The 23276-nt window shown below is 35.5% G+C and carries 20 protein-coding genes and 1 pseudogene; 14 read left to right on the top strand and 7 right to left on the bottom strand.

The window, feature by feature from the left end; all coding sequences use genetic code 11:
* The first annotated feature begins 19 nt into the window (after window positions 1–19).
* Complete coding sequence (locus Y7E_RS0118965; RefSeq protein WP_017152842.1) at window positions 20–1063, top strand: ABC transporter ATP-binding protein; 1044 nt, start codon at window positions 20–22, stop codon at window positions 1061–1063.
* Window positions 1056–1991 carry an ABC transporter ATP-binding protein gene (locus Y7E_RS0118960; protein WP_017152841.1) on the top strand — a complete coding sequence of 312 codons (936 nt, stop codon included), beginning with the start codon at window positions 1056–1058 and terminating at the stop codon, window positions 1989–1991. Before Y7E_RS0118965 ends, Y7E_RS0118960 begins: the two co-directional genes overlap by 8 nt.
* A gap of 249 nt (window positions 1992–2240) precedes the next feature.
* Here the strand turns inward: Y7E_RS0118960 and Y7E_RS0118955 are convergent, their stop codons facing one another.
* Entirely contained in the window at window positions 2241–3632 is a 1392-nt protein-coding gene (locus Y7E_RS0118955; RefSeq protein ID WP_017152840.1) for an MATE family efflux transporter, read from the bottom strand.
* Window positions 3633–4504: 872 nt separating this feature from the next.
* Between Y7E_RS0118955 and Y7E_RS0118950 the strand changes: the two genes are divergently transcribed.
* Entirely contained in the window at window positions 4505–6145 is a 1641-nt protein-coding gene (locus Y7E_RS0118950; RefSeq protein WP_017152839.1) for a peptide ABC transporter substrate-binding protein, read from the top strand.
* A 32-nt stretch (window positions 6146–6177) separates the two neighbouring features.
* On the opposite strand, the gene Y7E_RS0118945 is transcribed toward Y7E_RS0118950, so the two are convergent.
* Complete coding sequence (locus Y7E_RS0118945) at window positions 6178–6381, bottom strand: hypothetical protein (protein WP_017152838.1); 204 nt, start codon at window positions 6379–6381, stop codon at window positions 6178–6180.
* Between the two features lie 173 nt (window positions 6382–6554).
* On the opposite strand from Y7E_RS0118945, the gene Y7E_RS34795 reads away from it, so the two are divergent.
* Both Y7E_RS34795 and spx read left to right on the top strand, forming a co-directional pair.
* On the top strand, window positions 6555–6677 hold the full coding sequence (locus Y7E_RS34795) for a hypothetical protein (protein ID WP_272942953.1): 123 nt from the start codon (window positions 6555–6557) through the stop codon (window positions 6675–6677).
* Between the two features lie 334 nt (window positions 6678–7011).
* Entirely contained in the window at window positions 7012–7407 is a 396-nt protein-coding gene (gene spx, locus Y7E_RS0118940; protein ID WP_000258267.1) for a transcriptional regulator Spx, read from the top strand.
* 76 nt (window positions 7408–7483) lie between these two features.
* On the opposite strand, the gene Y7E_RS0118935 is transcribed toward spx, so the two are convergent.
* A complete protein-coding gene (locus Y7E_RS0118935) occupies window positions 7484–8158 on the bottom strand; it encodes a TerC family protein (protein WP_017152837.1) in 675 nt (224 codons plus the stop codon).
* 448 nt (window positions 8159–8606) lie between these two features.
* Between Y7E_RS0118935 and mecA the strand changes: the two genes are divergently transcribed.
* From mecA to pepF, 4 genes are all read left to right on the top strand, one after another.
* Window positions 8607–9284, top strand: a complete 678-nt coding sequence (gene mecA / locus Y7E_RS0118930; protein WP_017152836.1) for an adaptor protein MecA — start codon at window positions 8607–8609, stop codon at window positions 9282–9284.
* A gap of 83 nt (window positions 9285–9367) precedes the next feature.
* Entirely contained in the window at window positions 9368–10912 is a 1545-nt protein-coding gene (gene cls / locus Y7E_RS0118925) for a cardiolipin synthase (RefSeq protein ID WP_017152835.1), read from the top strand.
* A gap of 96 nt (window positions 10913–11008) precedes the next feature.
* Entirely contained in the window at window positions 11009–12250 is a 1242-nt protein-coding gene (locus Y7E_RS0118920) for a competence protein CoiA (RefSeq protein WP_017152834.1), read from the top strand.
* A 48-nt stretch (window positions 12251–12298) separates the two neighbouring features.
* Complete coding sequence (gene pepF / locus Y7E_RS0118915; protein WP_017152833.1) at window positions 12299–14125, top strand: oligoendopeptidase F; 1827 nt, start codon at window positions 12299–12301, stop codon at window positions 14123–14125.
* 449 nt (window positions 14126–14574) lie between these two features.
* Here pepF and Y7E_RS0118905 read toward each other — a convergent pair whose 3' ends face one another.
* From Y7E_RS0118905 to Y7E_RS0118895, 3 genes are all read right to left on the bottom strand, one after another.
* Window positions 14575–15468 carry a ClpXP adapter SpxH family protein gene (locus Y7E_RS0118905; RefSeq protein ID WP_017152830.1) on the bottom strand — a complete coding sequence of 298 codons (894 nt, stop codon included), beginning with the start codon at window positions 15466–15468 and terminating at the stop codon, window positions 14575–14577.
* Complete coding sequence (locus Y7E_RS0118900) at window positions 15468–15866, bottom strand: globin domain-containing protein (protein WP_017152829.1); 399 nt, start codon at window positions 15864–15866, stop codon at window positions 15468–15470. Before Y7E_RS0118900 ends, Y7E_RS0118905 begins: the two co-directional genes overlap by 1 nt.
* A 326-nt stretch (window positions 15867–16192) precedes the next feature.
* Window positions 16193–16771 (bottom strand): CYTH domain-containing protein, encoded by a 579-nt coding sequence (locus Y7E_RS0118895; RefSeq protein WP_017152828.1) that lies wholly within the window; start codon window positions 16769–16771, stop codon window positions 16193–16195.
* Between the two features lie 144 nt (window positions 16772–16915).
* Between Y7E_RS0118895 and Y7E_RS0118890 the strand changes: the two genes are divergently transcribed.
* From Y7E_RS0118890 to Y7E_RS0118875, 4 genes are read left to right on the top strand one after another with little or no spacing between them, the layout of a single operon-like run.
* Window positions 16916–17287 carry a UPF0738 family protein gene (locus Y7E_RS0118890; RefSeq protein ID WP_017152827.1) on the top strand — a complete coding sequence of 124 codons (372 nt, stop codon included), beginning with the start codon at window positions 16916–16918 and terminating at the stop codon, window positions 17285–17287.
* Window positions 17288–17317: 30 nt separating this feature from the next.
* The gene (gene yjbM / locus Y7E_RS0118885) at window positions 17318–17956 is read left to right on the top strand and encodes a GTP diphosphokinase (RefSeq protein WP_017152826.1); all 639 of its coding nucleotides are present in this window, start codon (window positions 17318–17320) and stop codon (window positions 17954–17956) included.
* An 18-nt stretch (window positions 17957–17974) separates the two neighbouring features.
* Window positions 17975–18772 carry an NAD kinase gene (locus tag Y7E_RS0118880; protein ID WP_017152825.1) on the top strand — a complete coding sequence of 266 codons (798 nt, stop codon included), beginning with the start codon at window positions 17975–17977 and terminating at the stop codon, window positions 18770–18772.
* A 9-nt stretch (window positions 18773–18781) separates the two neighbouring features.
* Window positions 18782–19675 (top strand): RluA family pseudouridine synthase, encoded by an 894-nt coding sequence (locus Y7E_RS0118875; RefSeq protein ID WP_017152824.1) that lies wholly within the window; start codon window positions 18782–18784, stop codon window positions 19673–19675.
* 49 nt (window positions 19676–19724) lie between these two features.
* Here the strand turns inward: Y7E_RS0118875 and Y7E_RS31930 are convergent.
* Window positions 19725–19969, bottom strand: a pseudogene (locus tag Y7E_RS31930) (transposase); the annotation flags it as partial.
* A 478-nt stretch (window positions 19970–20447) separates the two neighbouring features.
* Here Y7E_RS31930 and Y7E_RS0118870 point away from each other — a divergent pair.
* A complete protein-coding gene (locus Y7E_RS0118870) occupies window positions 20448–23231 on the top strand; it encodes a dynamin family protein (protein ID WP_026049266.1) in 2784 nt (927 codons plus the stop codon).
* The last annotated feature ends 45 nt before the right edge of the window (window positions 23232–23276 follow it).

Genomic DNA, 23276 nt, shown 5'->3' with positions numbered 1-23276 from the left:
CAAGGAAGGAGAAGTGAAGATGAAAACATTGTTAGAGGTAAAAGATTTACAAGTCTCCTTTGATACACATGCTGGTGAAGTACAAGCTGTTCGCGGCGTTACATTTGATTTGAAAAAGGGAGAAACATTAGCGATTGTAGGAGAATCTGGTTCTGGGAAATCGGTTACTTCAAAAGCGCTAATGGGATTAATCCCTAATCCTCCAGGACGTATTAAAAATGGAGAAATTGTATTTGATGGTCGTGATTTAACAAAATTAACGGAAAAAGAAATGCAGCAAGTACGCGGGAAAGAGATTGCAATGATTTTCCAAGATCCGATGACATCATTAAACCCAACGATGACAATCGGTAATCAAATTATGGAAGGTCTTATTAAACACCAAGGAATGAGCAAAGCAGATGCTCGTAAAGTTGCTTTAGAGCTTCTTGACCTTGTTGGAATTCCAAATCCAGAAGCACGTTTAAAACAATACCCGCACCAATTCTCTGGTGGTATGAGACAACGTGTTGTTATTGCGATGGCGCTAGCTTGTAATCCGAAGTTATTGATTGCCGATGAGCCGACAACAGCACTTGATGTTACAATTCAAGCACAAATTTTAGAGCTTATGAAGGACATTCAGCAAAAAACAGAAGCGGCAATCATTTTCATTACGCATGATTTAGGTGTAGTGGCAAACGTTGCCGACAGAGTTGCTGTTATGTATGCTGGTAAAGTTGTTGAGATTGGTACGGTTGATGAAATTTTCTACAATCCAAAACATCCATATACATGGGGATTAATCGCATCTATGCCAAGTTTAGATGGTTCAGAAGAAGAGTTATATGCAATTCCTGGAACGCCTCCAGATTTATTAAAACCGCCAAAAGGGGATGCGTTCGCACCACGTAACCCACAGGCGCTAAAAATTGACTTTGAAATGGAACCACCATTATTTAAAGTCAGTGATACACATTATGCGGCAACATGGTTACTTCACGAGCAAGCGCCAGAAGTACAACCGCCAGAAGTCGTTCAAAAACGAATTCTTCAAATGAAGGCAGGTGAACAACATGACTAATCAACGTGAAAAATTAATTGAAGTAAAAAATGTGAAGCAGCACTTTAACGTGAGTGGTGGTGTTGTAAAAGCGGTCAACGATATTTCATTTGATATTTACCGCGGTGAGACATTTGGGCTTGTAGGAGAATCTGGTTGCGGAAAATCAACAACTGGAAGAACAATTATCAGGTTATACGATGCGACTGCTGGGGAAGTGTTGTTCGATGGTGAAAACGTACATGGTAAAAAATCACGTGCAGAATTAAAGAAATTTAACCGTAAAATGCAAATGATTTTCCAAGATCCATACGCGTCATTAAATCCTCGTATGACAGTTGGAGATATTATTGCAGAAGGTATTGATATTCACGGTTTAGCAAAAAGTAAAAAAGAGCGTATGGATCGTGTGCATGAATTATTAAACACAGTTGGGTTAAATAAAGAGCATGCTAACCGTTTCCCGCATGAGTTCTCTGGTGGACAACGTCAACGTATCGGAATTGCTCGTGCACTTGCGGTAGAACCAGAATTTATTATTGCCGATGAACCAATTTCAGCACTTGACGTATCCATTCAAGCGCAGGTTGTTAACTTATTGAAACAACTGCAAAGAGAAAAAGGTTTAACATATTTATTCATTGCCCATGATTTATCGATGGTAAAATACATTAGCGATCGTATTGGTGTTATGTACCGTGGGCAAATTGTTGAATTAACAAGTAGTGATGAGTTATACGAGAATCCAATTCATCCGTATACAAAATCACTATTATCAGCAATTCCACTTCCAGATCCAGATTATGAACGCAATCGTAAGCGTATTGTATATGATCCATCTCAGCATCAATATGGAAATGAAACACCTACTATGCGAGAAATTCGTCCGGGACATTTTGTTCTTTGTTCTGAAGCAGAATACAAGAAATATAAAGAAATCTATCAATAATAGAAAAGAAGCGGCCTTTATGGCTGCTTCTTTTCTATTATATATACAAATTGAAAAACTGATAGAAAACCTTTTCTTTTAGGTGGAAGAGTGAATCCGTCCATGCATAGAAGCGGTCAGAGCCTGTTTTCGCTCCATGCCGAGTGAAAACAAAAGGAGAGAATATTTCATAGCAGCAACTTGTATATTGAAAAAACAAAATAGATATATATTATTATAGTGTTACAAAAGTAGCATATATGATTCACATTAGGCTTGAATAGACGCCGGCTCCTCTGTAGATTCTGGCTTAACAAGCGCATAATTTTCCCAAGCTCTACTTCTCCAGCGGAAGAACATAATGATGGCACGCGTCCATTCATCAATCGCGATGGCCAACCAAATGCCGGGCAGCCCCATGTCTAAATAAAACACAAAAAAGTATCCGAGTGGTAAACTCATTAATACCATTGAGAATGCTCCAATTAAAACCGGATATTTTGCATCACCTGCTGCGCGTAGTGAATTAATGATGACAATATTCATCGTACGACCGGTTTCTAACATAACGCTTAATAAAAGTACGGTTGCTCCTAGAGCGATGACATGAGGATTATCTGTAAATAATTCCATTAATTGAATGCGAAATGTTATGACGAGAATGACCATACATAACGTAACACCAATGGCCCACTTTACACTTTTCCACACACGTACATATGCTTCGTCTTTCTCATTTCCACCGACTAAACGCCCAACAATGATTGCCGTTCCCATTCCAATGGCAATAGCGAATAGGTAAGTGAACATTGAAATATTTGTTGCGTATTGTCTTGCAGCTAATGATTCTGCTCCTAAGTATGTCGCGTAATATAAAAAGACAATTTGACATGCTTGATACATAACTTGCTCAAAAGCCGATGGAATACCAATTTTTAAGATTTTTCCTACATATTCTTTTGATAAGGTAAAGTAGTATTTTAATTTTACGCGATATTCCATGACGCGATAGAGTAACCAGAAGAAAACAATGAGTGCGATAAGTCGACTGAAAGCAGAGGAAATAGCTGCTCCTTGAACACCGAGTTCAGGCATGCCAAACTTTCCGAAAATAAGCATATAATTTCCGGCAATATGAAAAAGATTCATTCCTAATGAAATAAACATCGCTTGTTTTGTAAACCCATGAACACGAATAATTGCAGCCAGTGAATTTATAATGGCTTGAAGAAAGATCGCTCCCCCGACAATCGATAAATAATTTTGTGCGTAAGCTAATACGTCGCCTTGTAAATTCATGGCAGTCATCATATGTTTTGAGAATAAAAGAAAACCGGCGCTTATAACGAGCCCGACTCCTAAGTTTAAAGTGACTGCCAGTGCTGATATTTTGGATGCTTCCATATATCGTTTAGAACCGAGGTACTGGGATACAACAATTGCAGCACCATTTCCGATTACCTCTAGTACTAATATTGCAATGTGGAGATATTGATTCGCAGCTCCAACACCTGACACCGCATCATCTGATAGTGCACTTAGCATAAAAGTATCAGCAATTCCCATTAACATAAAAAGAAAAACTTCTAAAAAGATGGGCCACGTTAAGAAGAATAAATTTAATTTTTCTCCCTGCCCTTTTTTGGACGTAATCTCTGTCATATCATCCCCCACTTTACGATATCCTTTTTAAACAAAATGTATCTTAACACACTTTAGTAACACTTGCATTCATTTTGGAACTTGGTTAACAAATATATATATTCATACATAAGTACAAATTGAAAAACCGAAATAAAACCTTTCTTTTAAGGTGGGAGAGAGCATCCGGCCATGCATAGAAGCGGTCAGATCCTTTTTCTGCCCCATGCAAAGTTAAAACAAAGAGAGAAAACGAGAGCAGGTCACCTTTTGTTCTTCGGGGCAGCGATTTATCCCGCTATTTGTGGGCAGTAAGACTCCCGCCTCAAAATTCGGCGAAAGTATTGTCCAGCTCTAGCGGCTAGAATCTCCGGTCGTTTCGCTCCCTCGGACGAGGCAAAAAGCGCCTCTCTGTCGGGTGCTCCAACGTCCTGCGATTCTGAGCGAGCCGCTTCCGCTTTTCTAAAGAAGTTAGGTGAGAGATAAACTGCCCATAAAAGCCCGATTGGTGAGGGCTAATAATCAGTGGGGGATGGAGAAAACCTCCACTGATTAAAGTTTCACTTTATATAGGATTCATGCAAAAAAATGATAGAAATTCTGCAGATTCTATCGAAAGAATGATGTATAGCAAAGGGGAATAATTATACAAAAGATATTATTGGATATAAAATTAATTATATTTTGATAATTTATATAATTATAAAAATAGTTACAATTAGTATTTAGATAGATAAATAAGCAACATAAAATGTTAACAGAAAATTTTAATAAGATAGAAAAATAAATATACAAAGAATATATTTGTGTGTATAATATTAATTATTAGAATATACATATATTTCTTTCTGTTCGAAAATGAAAGGGTTAACATTTTTAGGAGGGGTAGCAGAATGAAGAAAAAAATACCAGTTTTCGTAGCATCGACATTAGCAGTGAGCATGATTTTAGGAGCATGTAGTTATCAAAAGGATGAGCCGCAAGCGAACGCAAAAGGGGAAAAAAATACGGGGAAACAAGTCATAAATTTGACCGAAATATCTGAAATTCCGACAATGGACACAACACTTTCATCGGATGCAGTTTCTTCAAAGGTTATGAACAATACAATGGAAGGCTTATATCGACTTGGTAAAGGGGATAAGTTGGTACCAGGTATTGCAAAATCATATGAGAAATCAGAAGATGGGAAAAAATATACATTTAAGTTACGCCAAGATGCAAAATGGTCAAATGGTGACCCTGTAACAGCGAAAGATTTTGTGTTTGCGTGGCAACGAGCAGTTAATCCTGATACAGCCGCTAAATCTGGTTATATTATGCTTGACGTGAAAAATGCGGAGAAAATTAATAAGAGAGAATTGTCACCAGATCAATTAGGTGTAAAAGCAATTGATGATTACACATTAGAAGTTGAATTAGATAATCCGGTTCCATATTTTCTTGATTTGACAGTATATCCTTTGTTCTTCCCTTTAAATGAGAAGTATGTGAAGGAGCAAGGAGAAAAATTTGGTTTAGAAGCTAACACTACCTTATATAATGGACCGTTTGTATTAAGCGATTGGAAGCATGAGCGGAGTTTTCAGTTAAAGAAAAACCCAACTTACTGGGATCAAAAAGAAGTTAAATTGGAAGAGGTAAATTTTAATATTGTAAAAGATACAGGAACAGCAGTGAATTTATACAATACAAAAGCGATTGATAGAGTTGGACTAACTGCAGAATTAGTAGATAAATATAAGGAACAAAAGGATTTTAAAACAATAAATGATCCAACGGTATTCTTCTTACGTTTTAATCAAAAGAATCCAGCTTTAGCTAATAAAAATATTCGTAAAGCTATTTCCATTGCTTACGATCGTGATGGAATCGGAAATATTATTTTAAATAATGGTTCCAAGGGGGCGTACGGTCTTGTGCCAACAGATTTTGTGAAAGGGCCAGATAAAGAGGATTTTAGAAAAGAGAATGGAAAACTTTCGAAAGTAGATACAAAAGAAGCGAAAAAATTATGGGAAATTGGTAAAAAAGAATTAGGATCTGACAAAGTAGAGCTAGAATTTTTAAACTTTGATAATGAAGAATCGAAAAAAATTGGGGAATATTTAAAAGGTGAACTTGAAAAGAACTTACCAGGATTAACAGTACAAATAAAAATGCAACCTTTTGCTCAAAAATTAAAACTAGAAGATAGTGCGCAGTTTGATATTTCATTTACTGGATGGGGCCCAGACTTTCCAGATGCAATTACATACCTTGATATGTTTGTAACAAATGGATCACAAAATAAAATGGGTTATTCAAACGCTGAATATGATGAAATTATTGAGAAAGCAAAACAAGATGGTTCAGATGTAAAAGGGCGTTGGAGTGAGTTATTAAAGGCTGAGAAAATCTTATTTGAAGATGCGGCGATTGCACCAGTCTTCCAGCGTGGTAGATCCATTTTAGAAAGAGAAACAATAAAGGATCTATACATTCATAAATATGGCGGAGAATTAAGCTTTAAATGGGCTTCTGTAGGAAAATAATTAAAAGAGAAGCAGGAGAATTCCTGCTTCTTTTAATACGTACGTTTTTTATAAATCCCTTTGCTACCAACTTGTTTCCAACCGGATTGTACTTCTGCACTTTTATCAACGAATTTCATTTTTTCTTTCCCACCAAATAACTTTTCGCCAATGCCATTTGTAATGACGCCAATCAATGCTGTGATTCCAATGACGAGGGCAGCGACAATTGCAAAATCAATAAAAAAAGCAACCATATGGAATCCCCCTTTGCCTGTCTGTATCTTTATTGTATGAGAAAAAAAGTTAAAAAGAAAGAAAAGTTAGAAAATAATCATTTTACTTAAAACAAGCTAGACAGTAGCTAGAAGATTTGATAGAATTGAAAAGAACAAACGTTCTGTTCGTATGAGATGCTCAGACTATTCATATGTCTTACATTTCACCACTGTTTTATTCAAAAGAGAGTAAGAAAACGTTATCTTTAGCACGTGATCGATTGGATTATATGAAAGGAAAAATCTTCTATAAGCATATTAAGAAGTGGCGCTAAAGATCTATATATTAATGGAATAGAAGGACTTGTGTTATGAAACATTCATGATAGTTTTACTTGTTTTAAGTGTAGTTAAAGATGAGTTTTTTTTCCATTAGTAAGGAAATTTACTGTATATTTCTTTCTGAATCTATTGTATAATGATTATAGAAGTTACTTATTTAAAGTAATTGTTGTTTAATAAGAGTTACTTGCTCATAAGTTGTTGTTTACATGTAAGGCAATTTTTTATTTGGCTGTAAGACAAGTCGTAGTGAAGAATTGCTGAGAAATAGAAATTCAAACTGTAATTAGTACAGAATTTGTACTCTTTAAGGAGAGTGAGTCTTGTATGGTAACACTATATAGTTCTCCAAGTTGTACGTCTTGTAGAAAGGCGAAATTATGGCTAGAGGAAAATCATATTCCTTATACAGAACGTAATATTTTCTCAGATCCATTAACGATTGAGGAAATTAAAGAAATTTTACGCATGACAGAAAGCGGAACGGATGAGATTATTTCAACTCGTTCGAAAGTTTTCCAAGAGTTAAACGTTAACTTAGAATCTTTACCACTTCAAGATTTATATAAGATGATTCGTGACTATCCAGGCATTTTACGCCGTCCTATTATGATTGATGAAAAACGTCTTCAAGTAGGTTATAACGAAGATGAAATTCGTCGTTTCTTACCACGCACAGTAAGAACATTTCAGTTACGTGAGGCACAGCGTCTTGTAAATTAATTATAAAATTTTGTATGCGAAAACCTTCTACCTTACAGTAGGAGGTTTTCGCATAATTTTATTTGTTTTACATATATCAATTGTTTATATTCCGTAATTTTATATGTTGAACAATAAATCCGATAGTTAATACTGTGAAAATAAAGAGGAAGGGTATACTTGTTGTAAAGGTAGGGTTATGCTGGAAAAAGTGTGCAAGCTTTGTTTCATGGGTGATCATTCTTCCAGCTGTGTAAGCAAGAACTGCTCCTCCGCAATAAATGAGAAAAGGAAACCGCTCCATAAATAGTAAGATGAGCTTGCTTCCCCAAATGATAATGGGAATGGAAATTAATAATCCGATAATTACGAGTGTAAAATTTCCATGAGCTGCGCCAGCAATCGCAAGGACATTGTCAAAACCCATAACGAGATCGGCGAATACAATTGTACGAATTGCTTGAAATAATGTCGTTTTCCCTTGTATAGAAGAAAGGTCATTGCTATTATCGGTAAGTAAATTTACGGCAATAAGTGTGAGTAAGATGCCGCCAATAAGCTGCAAGTAAGGAATATCGAGTAAGTAGACGGCGAGTACTGTGAGGAGGATTCGTAGTACAATTGCTAGGCCAGTACCAATAAAAATAGCTTTATTCCGTTTAGATTCGGGTAAATTTCGGCTTGCAAGTGCGATTACAATTGCATTGTCACCGCCTAATACAACATCGATACCGATAATCATTAGTATAGATGTCAAAAAATCTAACTCCATTATTCTGCCTCCATTTATTCTGTTTTAATAAGCAGTACAGGTGTAGATATATGTATGCAACGAAAAAGCTTGACCGGCTTTATTACCAGTGTACGGCGATAGGTGTAATTGTATGTCCAATTTTTTATGAATGAGGAAGGATGAAGTTCATATAGTAAGTGTACATAATGGAATAAATAAGGGTAAGGAATTATGGTTTATCGAGAGGCAGTGTTTTGGTTAGGGCAGAAACAGTAGAATCCCCCACCTCAAGCTCGCCTAGAGGTAGGTAGGGGTAGTTCAATAGTGTAGAATAATCTAGGTGAATGACTGTTTTTATAAAATAAAACGATTTTATTTCCATTCTGGAGAATCTTATCATAAAATGAAAGTACAAGGATCTATTGATTTGTCATATGAGTGGGGAATCCCTTCATAACAATTCCAAATAGGAAGGGAGAGTTGGATTTTGGACATTGAAAGAATTAACGATCATACGATGAAATTTTTTATTACGTACGTTGATATAGAAGATAGAGGGTTTAATCGCGAAGAAATTTGGTACAATCGTGAACGAAGCGAACAATTATTTTGGGAAATGATGGATGAAGCTCGTGATCATGATGATTTCTTTATTGACGGACCGCTATGGATTCAAGTACAGGCGCTTGATAAAGGCATTGAAGTACTTGTAACGAAAGCACAGCTTTCAAAAGATGGACAAAAATTAGAATTACCAATAGGTCTAGATAAAATCATTGATATTCCTCTAGATGAGCGGATTGAATCGCTATTTCAACAAGAGTTAGAGGAAGAGATAGAGGCGGGAACAAACTTTAACGAAGATGGAACATTTGGCTTTTTAATTAAATTTGATGATTTTGAAGACGTCATTTCGTTAAGTCATCGTCTTATATTTGAAGATATAAAAGATGAATTATATTCGTTTGAAGACCGCTATTATGTATATGTTGAATTCGATGAAGTGCTACACGATGAAGAAGAAATTGATCGTATTTTAAGTATTATTTTAGAATATGGGGAAGAATCTACTTTAACGGTTCACCGTGTGAGTGAGTACGGCAAACAAGTTGTTAAAGAACATGCACTTGAGACAATTCGCAGTCATTTTCCTTCTAAGACGTAGGCCGATTTCAATATTATGAAATCGGCTTTTTATATGCTGGGTATGCTAATAATAAAAATATTTTGTAAGTAAGGGGGGAAGAAATGAAAAACACGTTAAAGTTACTTTTCTTTTTTCTAGGTTTATTCGCAGTGTTTGTTTCGTTAAGAATGTTTATTGATGTAGCATTTTATTCGGATGTTATAGGCATAAAAAATATTTCGTTTTTAGGAATTATAAGTATTCTATTTACTGTTTCTGCATTTTTAATCGGCTGTGTTATTTTCTTGGAAAACAGGCATCCATCTAAAACGTTGACATGGTTAATTGTGCTCGGTATTTTCCCTGTATTTGGTTTTTTTGCGTATTTATTGTTTGGACAAAACTTTCGCAGAAAACGAATGTTTCAAAAGAAGGCTCTTTTGGATGAACAAGCTTTCTTACAGTACAAAGGACATGAAGATTATCAAGAACGCATTTTACAGAATCATAAACATCAAGAACTTCTATTTCGTCTAGCAGATCGGCTTGGTGCTTTAAATATTTCATTTCAGACAGAAACAAAGGTGTTAACGAATGGTGATGAAACGTTTCAAGCGATTTTAGAGGGATTGCAAAAAGCGAAGCATCATATTCATATGGAATATTATATTGTACGTGATGATAAGCTTGGCACAAAAATTAAAGAGATTTTAATTCAGAAGGCGCAGGAAGGCGTTACCGTACGTTTTTTATATGATGCTGTTGGAAGTTTTAAATTGTCAAACGCATATATTGATGAACTAAATGTTGCTGGTGTAGAGATGATTCCTTTCTTTCCAGTACGTTTTCCGATTTTGAACGATAAAATTAATTATCGAAATCACCGAAAAATTGTTGTCATCGATGGAAATGAAGGCTTTGTAGGCGGACTAAATATTGGTGATGAATATTTAGGGAAAAATAAATATTTTGGATTTTGGCGAGATACTCACTTATATTTACGCGGTGAGGCGGTTCAAAGTCTGCAGCTCATATTTTTGCAAGATTGGTTTTATATGACGGGTGAAGCTGTACTAGCACCTGAATATTTACAGGCGAAAGCGGTAGATGGAGATCATTGGGGCGGCGTACAACTTGTTGCCGGCGGACCGGATAATAAATGGGAGACAATTAAGCATCTTTATTTTGCAATGATTGCTTCAGCAAGGAAGTCCATTTGGATTGCTACACCTTATTTTATTCCGGACGATGATATTTTATCGGCGTTAAAAGTGGCAGCTCTTGCTGGCATTGATGTCCGATTATTGATGCCAAGTAAACCGGATAAACGAACTGTCTTTTATGCATCAAGGTCTTATTTCCCGGAGTTATTAGATGCAGGGGTAAAAGTATACGAATATGAAAAAGGTTTCTTGCACAGTAAGATTGTAATTGTTGATTCTGATTTAGCATCGATTGGGACAGCGAATATGGATATGAGAAGCTTTCATTTGAATTTTGAGGTAAATGCCTTTTTATATGATACAAATAGTATTCGAAAGCTTGTTAAGGATTTTAAAGAGGATTTAGAGGTATCAAGTGAAATTCATGTGGAACGCTTTCATAAGCGTCGTCTTCATAAGCGGATTGTGGAATCGGCATATCGTTTATTATCACCTTTATTATGAGAAGGGGATGTTCTTACAAGGACATCCTCTTTTTGTTGAGAAAGGAATTTGTAGTAAATTGTAGAATACAAAGCAGTATAGAAAGGATGTGGTATTATGTTTGTCGCAAGGAAAGAAAACGGTGAGAAAATTCACCTTCTTGAAAGCCGAGATGAAAAGAAGCTGCTTGCAATGCGAAAGAAAGAACGATTTTTTTGTCCAATCTGCAGGCAAGAGGTGCAGCTCAAGTTAGGAAAGCAAAAGAGATGGCACTTTGCCCATAGAAAAACAAATCAGTGCCCTGTTTCATTCGAACATGAATCAGCTTACCATATGCATGGAAAGGAACAACTGTATAGATGGCTCAGGTCGCAAGGATTCCATGTAGAAATGGAACATTACCTCCCGGCGATTCGGCAAAGGCCCGACCTCTTTATTGAAATGAACGGGAGACAGATGGCAATTGAATATCAATGTGCCTCTTTATCCACTGAACAGTTATTAAAACGAACTCGTTCATATTGGAAAATAGGGATACAAATCATTTGGATATTAGGTGGAAATCAAATGAAAAGGCACTCTGCTTATTGGATCTCATTATCCTCTTTTCACTTTCTCTGCATACAATCTTATCCTCAGCCTTCACTTCTCTTTTTTTGTCCACATGAAAAATCATTTATGAAATGTGAGCTTCTTACCCCATTTTCTTCGAATGTTTATTTTTCACATACTATTCATTTCAAAATGCGTACGACTACCCTTGAAAACCTCTTTTTACCAATATCTTTTACGAAGGAACGGTTGGAGCGGGAATGGCAAAATAAAAAGAACTACTTTCGAACGAATGTCCTCCCGCTATGGAATTATAGTCATAAATCACTTTTACACCTCTTATATCAATATCATCTTTCTCCTTCTTGTTTTCCATCTGAAATTGGTGTTCCTCTTCCAAATGCATTTGCATTTCAAACACATCCATTTGTATGGCAGGCTTTTCTTTGTATAGACTTCATTGGCAAATTTCAAATTGGAGATTATTTTTCATTACATGCTGTTTTTTCCTATGTAAATAAAAGGCGTAGTATTCAGAAGCGCACGTTACCGTATTTTCCGCAAAATGTATGGAGATTAGCAATCGTAGAATATGTAACGTTTTTATGTAAAGTAGGGATGATTGAAAAAGTGGGTATGTATAAGTACCGGAAAATGAGGCAGTTTACGATGCTAAAAACAGAAGGAGAAATAAAAGAATACGATGCGATTTGTTTGTCACATGCACTATCTTTGTTTGAAACAAAGTACAACATGGGAAAAGGAAAAGCGGATATAATAAAAGGGTATCCTGAAGGAATTACATAAGAATAATCGAATTGTACTATGTAGAGATTAATAAGGAGGGTTTATTTTATGTCTGATCCAAAAACAGCAAAAACATTGCCAGACCGCAGTGAGATTGAAGAAATTAACACATGGAGATTGGAAGACATTTTCCAAACGGATGAAGAATGGGAAAAAGAATTTCAAGCAGTGAAAGAGTTACTACCAAAGTTAGCTGAATTTAAAGGGAAACTTGGTAATTCTGCTGATTCATTATTAGAAGCTTTACAATATGAAGATGAAGTCTCAATGCGATTAGGAAAATTATATACATATGCTCATATGCGTTATGATCAAGATACAACAAATTCTGTTTATCAAGCGCTGAATGATCGGGCAACAAACTTATATTCTCAAGCGTCCAGTAGCATGGCTTATATCGTTCCTGAAATTTTAACAATTTCAGAAGAAAAGTTACAATCATTCTTACAAGAAAATAAAGAATTAAGCGTATATGAACATGCATTAGAAGAAATTACACGCCAGCGTCCACACGTACTATCAGAAGCTGAAGAAGCATTATTAGCAGAGGCGTCTGAAGTAATGAGTGCATCAAGTAGTACATTTGGTATGCTTAATAATGCGGACTTAAAATTCCCATCTATTAAAGATGAGAATGGTGAAGAAGTAGAAGTAACACACGGCCGTTATATTCAGTTTCTAGAAAGCGATGATCGTCGTGTTCGTCATGATGCGTTCCATGCTGTTTTCGAAACGTATGGAAAATATAAAAATACATTTGCAAGCACACTTAGTGGTGCGGTGAAACGTAATAATTTCAATGCGCGTGTTCGTAAATATGATTCTGCACGTCAAGCTGCGTTAAGTAATAATAACATTCCTGAAACAGTATATGATCAACTTGTTGAGACAGTAAATGATAACTTACATTTATTACACCGTTATATTGATATTCGTAAACGTGCATTAGGACTTGATGAGCTGCATATGTACGACTTATATACACCGCTTGTGCCAGAAGTGAAAATGAATGTGAAATATGAAGAAGCACAAGAAATTTTATTAAAATCATTACATGTCCTTGGTGATGAATACGTTGGAATTTTGAAAGAAGCATATGAAAACCGCTGGGTAGACGTGTATGAAAACAAAGGAAAACGGAGCGGTGCATATTCATCTGGTGCGTATGGAACAAATCCGTATGTTTTAATGAACTGGCATGATAATGTAAACAATTTATTTACACTTGCACATGAATTCGGTCATTCTGTGCATAGCTACTATACAAGAAAAACACAACCACATGTATATGGTGACTATTCCATATTCGTTGCGGAAGTTGCCTCAACTTGTAACGAAGCAATTTTAAATGATTACTTATTAAAAACGACAGAAGATAAGAAAGAACGTTTATATTTATTAAATCATTATTTAGAAGGATTCCGCGGAACAGTATTCCGTCAAACGATGTTTGCGGAATTTGAACATATCATTCATAAAAAGGTTCAAGAAGGTCATGCAGTAACACCAGATATGTTAACGGAAATTTACTATGATTTAAATAAAAAATACTTTGGCGATGCTTTAGTCATCGATAAAGAAATTGGTTTAGAATGGTCTCGTATTCCGCATTTCTATTACAACTATTACGTATATCAATACGCAACAGGATTCAGTGCAGCAACAGCTTTATCAAAACAAATTTTAGAAGAAGGAAAACCAGCTGTAGAGCGTTATATTAACGAATTCTTAAAAGCTGGAAGCTCTGATTATCCAATTGAAGTACTGAAAAAAGCAGGAGTAGATATGGTATCACCAGAGCCTGTTAAAGAGGCACTACAAGTATTTGAAGAAAAGTTAAACGAATTAGAGGAACTATTATTTGAAGGTAAATAATAGTGAAAGAGGAAAGGCGAGAGTGAAAACTCTCGCCTTTTTTGTTTTAAAAACCTTTAAACCGCTTTCTATGATTGAAATACGAGAGGCTAATTACAATGATTGCGAATAAAAGCGGCAAGGCAATAATCTTTGGAAATGCTTGTAACAGGGAAAGAATGTACAGAAAAAAAGAAATACAAATACAAAAAAATAGAAAGAAAATATGTGTCTTTTTCATAAAATCCCTCCTGAAAAGCTTCTTTTTATAGCTTATTCACTTATGAAAACGTTTAGAATGTGACGAAAATGTGAAATTCGACAAAAAGGGTTGTCATCTGACGTCGAATCTTGTAATATAATAGACGTGAACGAATTCACATACAAACATATACCCCTTTGTTTGAACGTGAAAATTTCTCCCATCCCCTTTAATATTTTTATAAGCCGTAAAGAAAAAGACCTGGTGTTTACACCAGGTCTTTTTCCTTTGCAATCCATTTCCAATAGCGCTCACATTTCACTTCAACCATTCGTACTTTTCTTTTTAATAACAATTTTTTAAGCTCTCGTTCTATTTCTTGCCCCGAGCAGTCATAGATAAATGCAATTTCTCTTGATGATATAAACTGGACTGTTTCTAGTAGGAGCTCGAGCGGTGGTAAAGGTGCTGGCTCAATGTCACATTTTACAATTTCTTTTAAGAGTTGTACGTACACTTCATACGAATAAATTCCTGCAATCTTAATACCTTCCTCATCTGAATTTGCATGAAAGAATACAAGGGAAGGAATTTCGGTAATGTGCATTTCATTTGTGAATTTTAAATCGCATTGGAATGCTTTTTTTGCACTAATCGAATGCAAATCTTTTTTAAACTCTTCTACATCAATGCCACTTTGCTTTGCGCATGCAAATAGTAATTCCAAATCTGGTTTTGATACATTTTCAAGAAAAATGTATTCTTGGAGTTTCCGCAAAAATTTCGAACCTGCTTTTCGGCCTTGTAACTCAGCTGCTTTAATTGCAATAGAAACTAAATACGGTGTAGATGAGGCATCTTGCATATGCACTTTTCCATCGCATGAAAAGCCGTGTAAACTTGTTGTTTTTTCCCACACAAATCGAATATTAGCAGGTTTATTCCATTTGTGTGGGGAGGCGATTGCCCCATCCACTTTGCCGGTTAATATGTGTCGAATCGAAAAATATTTTCCATATTCGAGCCATAATTTAATCATAACTGGTTCGATTTCCCAGCAATCCGTGCAAAGCGGATCAATAAACAAATAGGCTTCTACAGATTTATGTTCGCACTTGGAAAGAGAAGGAATGCGCATATGCTTTGCTTCCTGTTTATCCATTACGCTTCACCTGTTTCGTTTGGAGTGTTGACCATATGCTGCGCAGTTAATCTTAAACGTTCAAAAACAAATTCTCTAATCTGCCCGTGTACTCCCGTATCTTCCATTGCTTGCTCCATACATGCTAACCAGGCTTTTGCTCGCTTTGGTGTAATCTCAAAAGGGAGATGGCGTGCTCTTAGCATAGGGTGACCATGTTCCTCTGTATACAAGTTTGGTCCACCTAAATACTGTGTTAGAAATTGCTTCTGTTTCCTGGCTGTTTCTGTCAAATCGTCTGGGAAGATGGGAGATAAGTCAGGGTGTTTACTGACATAGGAATAAAACGTATCGACTAATGTTGCAATGACTTGTTCACCGCCAATTGCTTCAAATGGTGTCATCGGTTGCTTGTTCATCCTGTATAAACTCCTTTTTCCATCAAATGTATATCTATTGTAGCAATGGATTGTCACGAAGAGCAACTAAACAGCTCTCGTGCAATCTTTTGCTCATTTTTTACCTTAAGATAAAACTAAGTATAAGTGCCCAATTGATGAGGGCTAACTACCAGTGAGAAAAAACTTCTACTAATGGAAGTTTCACTTTACCTCGCTACTAACGGTTAGTAACCTTCCTCTTCAAAGAAGAAAAAACAAAGAAGTAAGGAAGGACTGACCGTAAGATCTCGATTGGTGAGGGCTAACCATCAGTAGGAAAAGCACCTACTAATGAAAGTTTCACTTTAGCGTGCTTTGTTTTGTTTTGCAAGAAAAAAACGTTGTACTTTATTTTTTGTATGGCGAACAGGTATATGATATTTGTTCAATAAATTGAGGAAAGCAGCTTTGCCTGCTATCTCATCTTGCACTTCATATTCAAGTTCATAATCATCGTGATTGTAATAGAAACTATGATCAAATACAAGTGTGCCGCCTTCAAATGTAGTTTCTGCTCGCTCTGTTGTTAAGCTTCCCATATAAGCTAAAGTAGAAACAGGGATTTGCAGTGTATGTAGTTGATCTGCTACGGGACCTGTAATGAGCTGATTTGTTTCCATCATTAGCTGTGCTTCTTCTTCTGTTAAAGGTTGATGCGTTTCTAGTAACCCGATTTCAGCAGGTTGTTTTAAAGTTAATGTATAAGCTCCGTCTTTATGACGAATACGAAGAGCAGAGCCTGTTGCTTTTAAAGAAAAATGAGGCGTTTCAAAATAATGATTCACCTGTTTTGTAAATGATTGAATGGAAAACGCATTACATAATGCTTGGAACTCTTCTTGTGTAACCATATTTTTAAATTCAATTTCAATTTCTTGTGTCATTGTATAGGCTCCTTCTTAAAAGTAATTCTGTAGACATTATCGCTTTTTCACAAATTTGGTTCAATGTTTTATTTGTTTGCGTCTATGTTATGATACAATAATAGTGTTAAGTAAGACAGGAAGTCGATATGGAGGAGTTAGAGCATGCAAAATAAAATCCAAGTTAAGAGCGTAGAAGAAAGAGAAAATGCTCTTATTTTTTGTGCGGAAAATACTGAAATACAAGTGGAGGAGTTAAAAGCACGCAATCACGTACTTGTAGACTCAGATCATTTATCATTTTTATATATTTTAGAAAACGAATCAGCTTTTATTTATGTAAGCATTCCGCATACATGCTGGGAAGCAATGCACAGTGCAATGAAGAATGATAAAGTAATGTTCGTTCGCGTAAATAATACTGAAATTGAGTTAGAACAATTGAAAGAAGAAGTGGAATATTTAATTGAAAATATTGAAGGTAATGCAAATTACGGAGAAGAACTTGTAACGGCTGTAGAAAAGGTATTTCTATAAGCAAATGGATTGATTTTGGTGGTGGTTGAAGTGAATCGTAATTGGGAAGAATTTTTAGCGCCGTACCACCAAGCGGTGGCAGAGCTAAAAGTGAAATTAAAAGGAATGCGTGCTCAGTTTACAATGTTAACTGAACACTCTCCGATTGAATTTGTAACAGGACGAGTAAAGTCGGTTGCAAGTATTATTGATAAGGCGGAAAAGCGAAATGTACCGCTTGATCGGCTCGGAGAAGAAATGCAGGACATTGCTGGTCTTCGGATGATGTGTCAATTTGTGGATGAGATTAAGCCTGTTGTCGAATATCTTCGAAAACGGAATGACTTTGAAATTGTGGAAGAACGAGATTATGTGACGCAAAAGAAAGAAAGTGGTTATCGTTCGTACCACGTTGTAATTAGTTATCCTGTTCAAACGATTTGTGGAGAGAAAAAAGTATTAGTTGAAATTCAAATTCGAACGTTAGCAATGAATTTTTGGGCAACAATTGAGCATTCTTTAAATTACAAATATAGTGGGCGTTTTCCAGAAGATATTAAAGTGCGCCTTCAGCGTGCGGCAGAAGCAGCATTTTTATTAGATGAAGAAATGTCTTCGATTCGTCTTGAAATTCAAGAAGCACAAAAGGTTTTTTCGCGCAAACAAGAAGCGAAAGAATCCGAATCATAAACTAAAGGGTGTTGAGCGATGAAATTTGCAATTATGTCAAAGGGAGATCAATCATCAGACGCACTTGCAAGTACAATGACAGATTACTTGCAGGACTTTGGATTTATAATGGATGAAACGGAACCTGATATTGTAATTTCTGTTGGGGGAGATGGGACGCTCTTATACGCGTTTCATCGTTACTATAATCGATTAGATGAGACAGCTTTTGTTGGTGTACATACGGGGCATTTAGGTTTTTATGCAGATTGGTTACCAAATGAGGTAGAAAAACTGGTTATTGCGATTGCTAAAACGCCGTTTCAAGTAGTGGAATATCCACTTTTAGAAGTTATTATTCGTTATGTGAATGGTAGCAAAGAATCACAGTATTTAGCGATGAATGAAGCAACAGTAAAAAGTGCAGAAGGTACATTAGTAACGGAGGTAGAAATTCGCGGAGAATATTTTGAAACATTTCGCGGAGATGGTCTATGTATTTCTACTCCTTCTGGAAGTACAGCTTATAATAAGGCACTAGGCGGAGCGATTATTCACCCTTCTATTGAAGCGATTCAAATTGCGGAAATGGCTTCGATTAATAACCGCGTGTTTCGTACAGTCGGTTCACCGCTCGTTTTACCAAAGCATCATACATGTGTTTTAAAGCCGGCGAAACGAATGAATTTACAAATTACGATCGATCATTTAACGATGGTTCATCAAGATGTAAAGTCAATTCAATACCGCGTCGCAAACGAGAAGGTGAGATTCGTTCGTTTTCGTCCGTTCCCGTTTTGGAAACGTGTTCGTGATTCGTTTGTTGCGGATGAATAGAGAGGGTTTATGCATGTGAGAAGATTTACATTAAAATGGTGTATGACAGAAGCAGAGAAGGGAATGCTCATTCGGGAGTTTTTAAAAACGAAGGGAATTTCTAAAGCTGCTTTGACAGATATAAAGTTTCATGGCGGAGCAATTGAAGTTGATGGTAAGCATGCGACGGTACGGCACGTATTACAGGATCGGGAAGAATTGCAAGTATTCTTTCCGGTTGAGGAGAGAAGTGAAGGGATGCTGGCTGAAAATATTCCGCTAACTGTCCTGTATGAGGATGAATCTGTACTGGTAATCAATAAAGAACCACACATGTCAACTATTCCATCAAGGGAACATCCGGCCGGAAGTGTTGCGAATGCGCTTCTTTATCATTATGATAGACAGAATCTTGCGAGTACAGTGCATATTGTAACGAGACTGGATCGTGATACGTCGGGGCTTATGCTTATTGCGAAAAACCGTTTCATTCACCACCTTTTATCAAAACAGCATCAAGAAAAGCAAGTGAAACGAACATATGAAGCAATTGTTCATGGAGAATTGATAGAAGAGTCCGGAACGATTGATGCGCCGATTGGAAGAAAAGAAGATAGCATTATTGAACGAATTGTATGTGAAGACGGTCAAAAAGCAGTGACGCATTTTCAAGTGATCGAGAGATTTCCTGATAAGACGCGAGTTTCACTGCAATTAGAAACAGGAAGAACGCATCAAATTCGTGTACATATGGCATATTTAGGACATCCGCTGTTAGGAGATGACTTGTATGGAGGTAGTACGTCGCAGATGAAGCGGCAAGCGCTTCATAGTACGAGTTTAACGTTTTATCATCCCATTTTAGAAAAACAGATGACCTTTCATGCGGATGTGCCAGAAGATATGAAAGAAATATTGAAATAAGCTGCCTTCAGTATTGAAGTGACCCCATAAAGTTAGACAGGTTATTTCATTAGACAGTTTCTTGGGCATGGGCCCGGTATTGTACCGGGTCCATGCCCTTTAGTTTTGTCTTAATTCTTTTATGATTATATATTCAATGTACTTTGCTAGTTCTCGCTTAAAGTGTTGTATACTTTCAAACTCTTTCCGATATAGAAATTCTGATTTCATGATACCAAAGAAATTTTCAATTACTGCGTTATCGTAACAGTTCCCTTTATGGGACATACTCTGTGTAATGCCACGTTTTGTGAGGAATCAAGGGGATTAGACATTTTACAATGATAATAAAGATAGGGGTAATTGCAAAAAGTGCAAATGTTATGATGATACATTTGCACTTTTTTGTGTAATAATGTCGTATTTCGTTTATCCATGCAAAAATAAAAGTTATCGTTATTCCACATTGTACCCTATCCATCAACGAAGCAAACATGGCATACAGATTCACTATACATAGTTTTGATAACGAACTCTACATGGAATGTTGCAACTTAATGTGGAATATTATATTCGAATTAAGTTATTAGGAACATCTAATGTTGTTTCACAACTGAAAGGAAATTGAAAAAAAACTGAAACTTTTCTCATTAAAATTCAATCTTACTTAAAAAATGAAAGAAAAGTGAAATTTTCCAAAAGAAATTCTTTGTTAAAATAAAAAAGCATAAATACAAAAAAGTGTTGACACATGGAGAAAAATATACTTTTTCAAGATGTAGTGGGGGAAAAAATGAGATTAGAAAAACAATTAATAAAAAAGATATATTATGAAACATTCCTAATGGAGAATGAAGCACATCCACCTCTTCAAGTACTTGGAGAAGCATATTTAAACGAACAAAAAAATGAGATTTCCGATGGATCTTACATTCGTTTTGCACAAGGTGAATTTTATTATCACCATCAAGATTTTGAAACAGCTATTTTTAAATGGGAGAAAGTCAGTAATGAATTAGCACCATGGGCACAAAAAAATATTGCGGATGCTTACTTCGAACTTAACCAATTATCAGTTGCTGAAAATGTTTATACCTCGATTACTACTGATAACAAAATACTTATGACCGAAATTGCACTGCAATTACTGTCTCTTTACATCGAGCAAAATAATCTAGATTCAGCTTTCGCTGTTATTAAAGAAGCGGTTTCTTTAAATCCCGATTATCCAAACGTCACACCAATTGCACGTTCCTTTTATGAAGAACAGCAAGATTTTGACAGTGCAGTAGAGCTTGCTGTGAATGAGTTAATTCGAACAGAATCTTTTCTATGGTTTGAGGTTTTAAAAGAATATATCGATAAAGGATTTACTAAAAATATTTCACCAGATTATTTTTATGAAGTATTAGTTACATTAAATAATGTAGATCAAGTACAATTTACGCAAATTGTTTCATCACTTTGGCATAGCTATAAAAATGAACAAAATTACTTATTATGGCTTAAAACAATAAATGAATTTTTCTTACATATCGAAATACATTCGTCCGATATATGGGACAAAATTTCTTCTCTTTACGAAGAAACGTACTTTGAATTAATTCAAGGTCAATATATGCTAAGACAATTACACGATATCATTCCAAATTTTTTAACAAATTGGTTAAAGGTAGCCAATCCGTCGCATTCTGTAATTCCATCTGCAGCAGTATTGGCATGGGATGAGATTTTCCCTTCCAAAATAGATTCAGCAAATATAAAACATGCGGAAAACCTACTGTCATATTCTGTTAATCATGTGAATGGCTTAGAGTATAGTTTACATCTTTTTGAATCCATTACACAGTGGGCACAAAAACATGATTTAGAAATTGGTCATCGATTTAAATGGTTAGTTGGCGAGCTTGCAGATGTAAGAACAAATCGCCTTTTAGTAACTGGAACTTCAGGAAACGGAAAAGCTTCATTTATTAACTCTATACTAGGAGAAAATATATTAGAAAACTCAATCTCAAATGTAGTTGTCTTTAAAAATGACGCTCATACAGAAATTAACGCTATAACAGATTCAGCAATTACAACAACTGAGAATTTCTCTGATTTTCATAACATGATGTCCTTGCACCGCCAAACATATAGAGATAGAGCATGTGTTGAATTTAAATTACCATGCAGATTTTTAAGTAAAAATAAACTTACATTTGTTGTTACACCTAGCTTTAATAGGAACAACGACACTAGAGATGAGACATTCGAATATTTAAATTCTGTAGACGAATTATTATTCGTATTGAATGCGGATTCACCTTTTACTGACAAAGAACGTGACATTCTATTAAGTATTCAAGAACATACACCAAATCTACAAATTCATTTCTTATTAAATAAAGTCGATAACATTTACAGTGAAGCAGAAGCAAAAAGAGTTATACATGATACGCAAGCGAGAATAAATGCATATTTCCCGCATGCGAGAATTTTCCCTTACTCTTCGTTATATACAAATAGTCAACAACTAAACGATTTAACTGAGTTTATTCATTTTAACTTTAACCATAAAAATATCGATGCAGAACGTACTGAAAAGCTATTGTTTTTCATTCGAAAAACAATTACATATCTTTTGGATAAACGCGTTAAGATGGAAAACAACCTAGTGGATTCTATTAATTGGAATGAAGATATGTTAGTTAAACTAAATGGTTGTATTAATAACCTTACTGCTTTTGAGAAGGAAAAAATTCATTTCATTACAGAATCATATCGTACAATGAAAAACGAAATTACTAATGATCTTACAGAACATATTCCGAAACTATTGCAGAGTTGTTCTGATTTAATTAGTGAAGAAAGCGATTTTGGGCACATTGATATTGAACTAAATACAGCGATGAACGAAAGAGTTCAAAAATATCTAGAACAAACTGTGTTACCTGATCTTGCTCGCTCTATGCAAAATTGGATTGCAACTTCTAATAACGAGTTCCTTCAAAGTCAATCGTACTTAGAAGAAATCAGTGAAGGACTTAATTCTTTATGTGGAGAAAATCGAATACAGTTAGAATGTGACTTTAAAGTGCTTGATGACTGGCGCAGAGATACTGATAGAATGACAACTAGAATACAAATGGAAGAAGTAAATATCTTACGCCGATTTACACCAGCACAATTTTTACTGAAAAGTGCCGGTAAATTATTTGGAGTTCTTCCTAAAAATAAAGCTATGCTATATAACAAATACAAACAGTATTTAGAAAATGAAGATTATACCGATGTAACGGCTTCTATTATGAACAAATTTTTCTTGCAATTTGAGCTATTTGAAAACGCACTAGAGCGGGATATTAATATATTCTTTAGAAATCCATTTGGCGCGTTGAAACAAGCTGTAGAAAACACTCATTTAGAAATACAAGAAAAACAAGATACACTGCATAAAATGAAATCAAATCCTGAAGTTTATCATGATGCTATAACGCTCTTTGAATTGAGATTACGTCAATGTGAAGTAATCTTAAATATAGGTGAGGATAATTCCTATACAGATTTAACTTTAGAAACAAACATAGAGTAAACGTAAAGTAACTCCAAAATCTACAATAAAAGTTGATTTTGGAGT

It is taken from the genome of Bacillus bingmayongensis (genome assembly GCF_000299035.1).
Classification (GTDB): Bacteria; Bacillota; Bacilli; order Bacillales; family Bacillaceae_G; genus Bacillus_A; species Bacillus_A bingmayongensis.
Note: the sequence above shows the minus strand (reverse complement) of the source record. Positions and strands in the feature narration are given on the sequence as shown.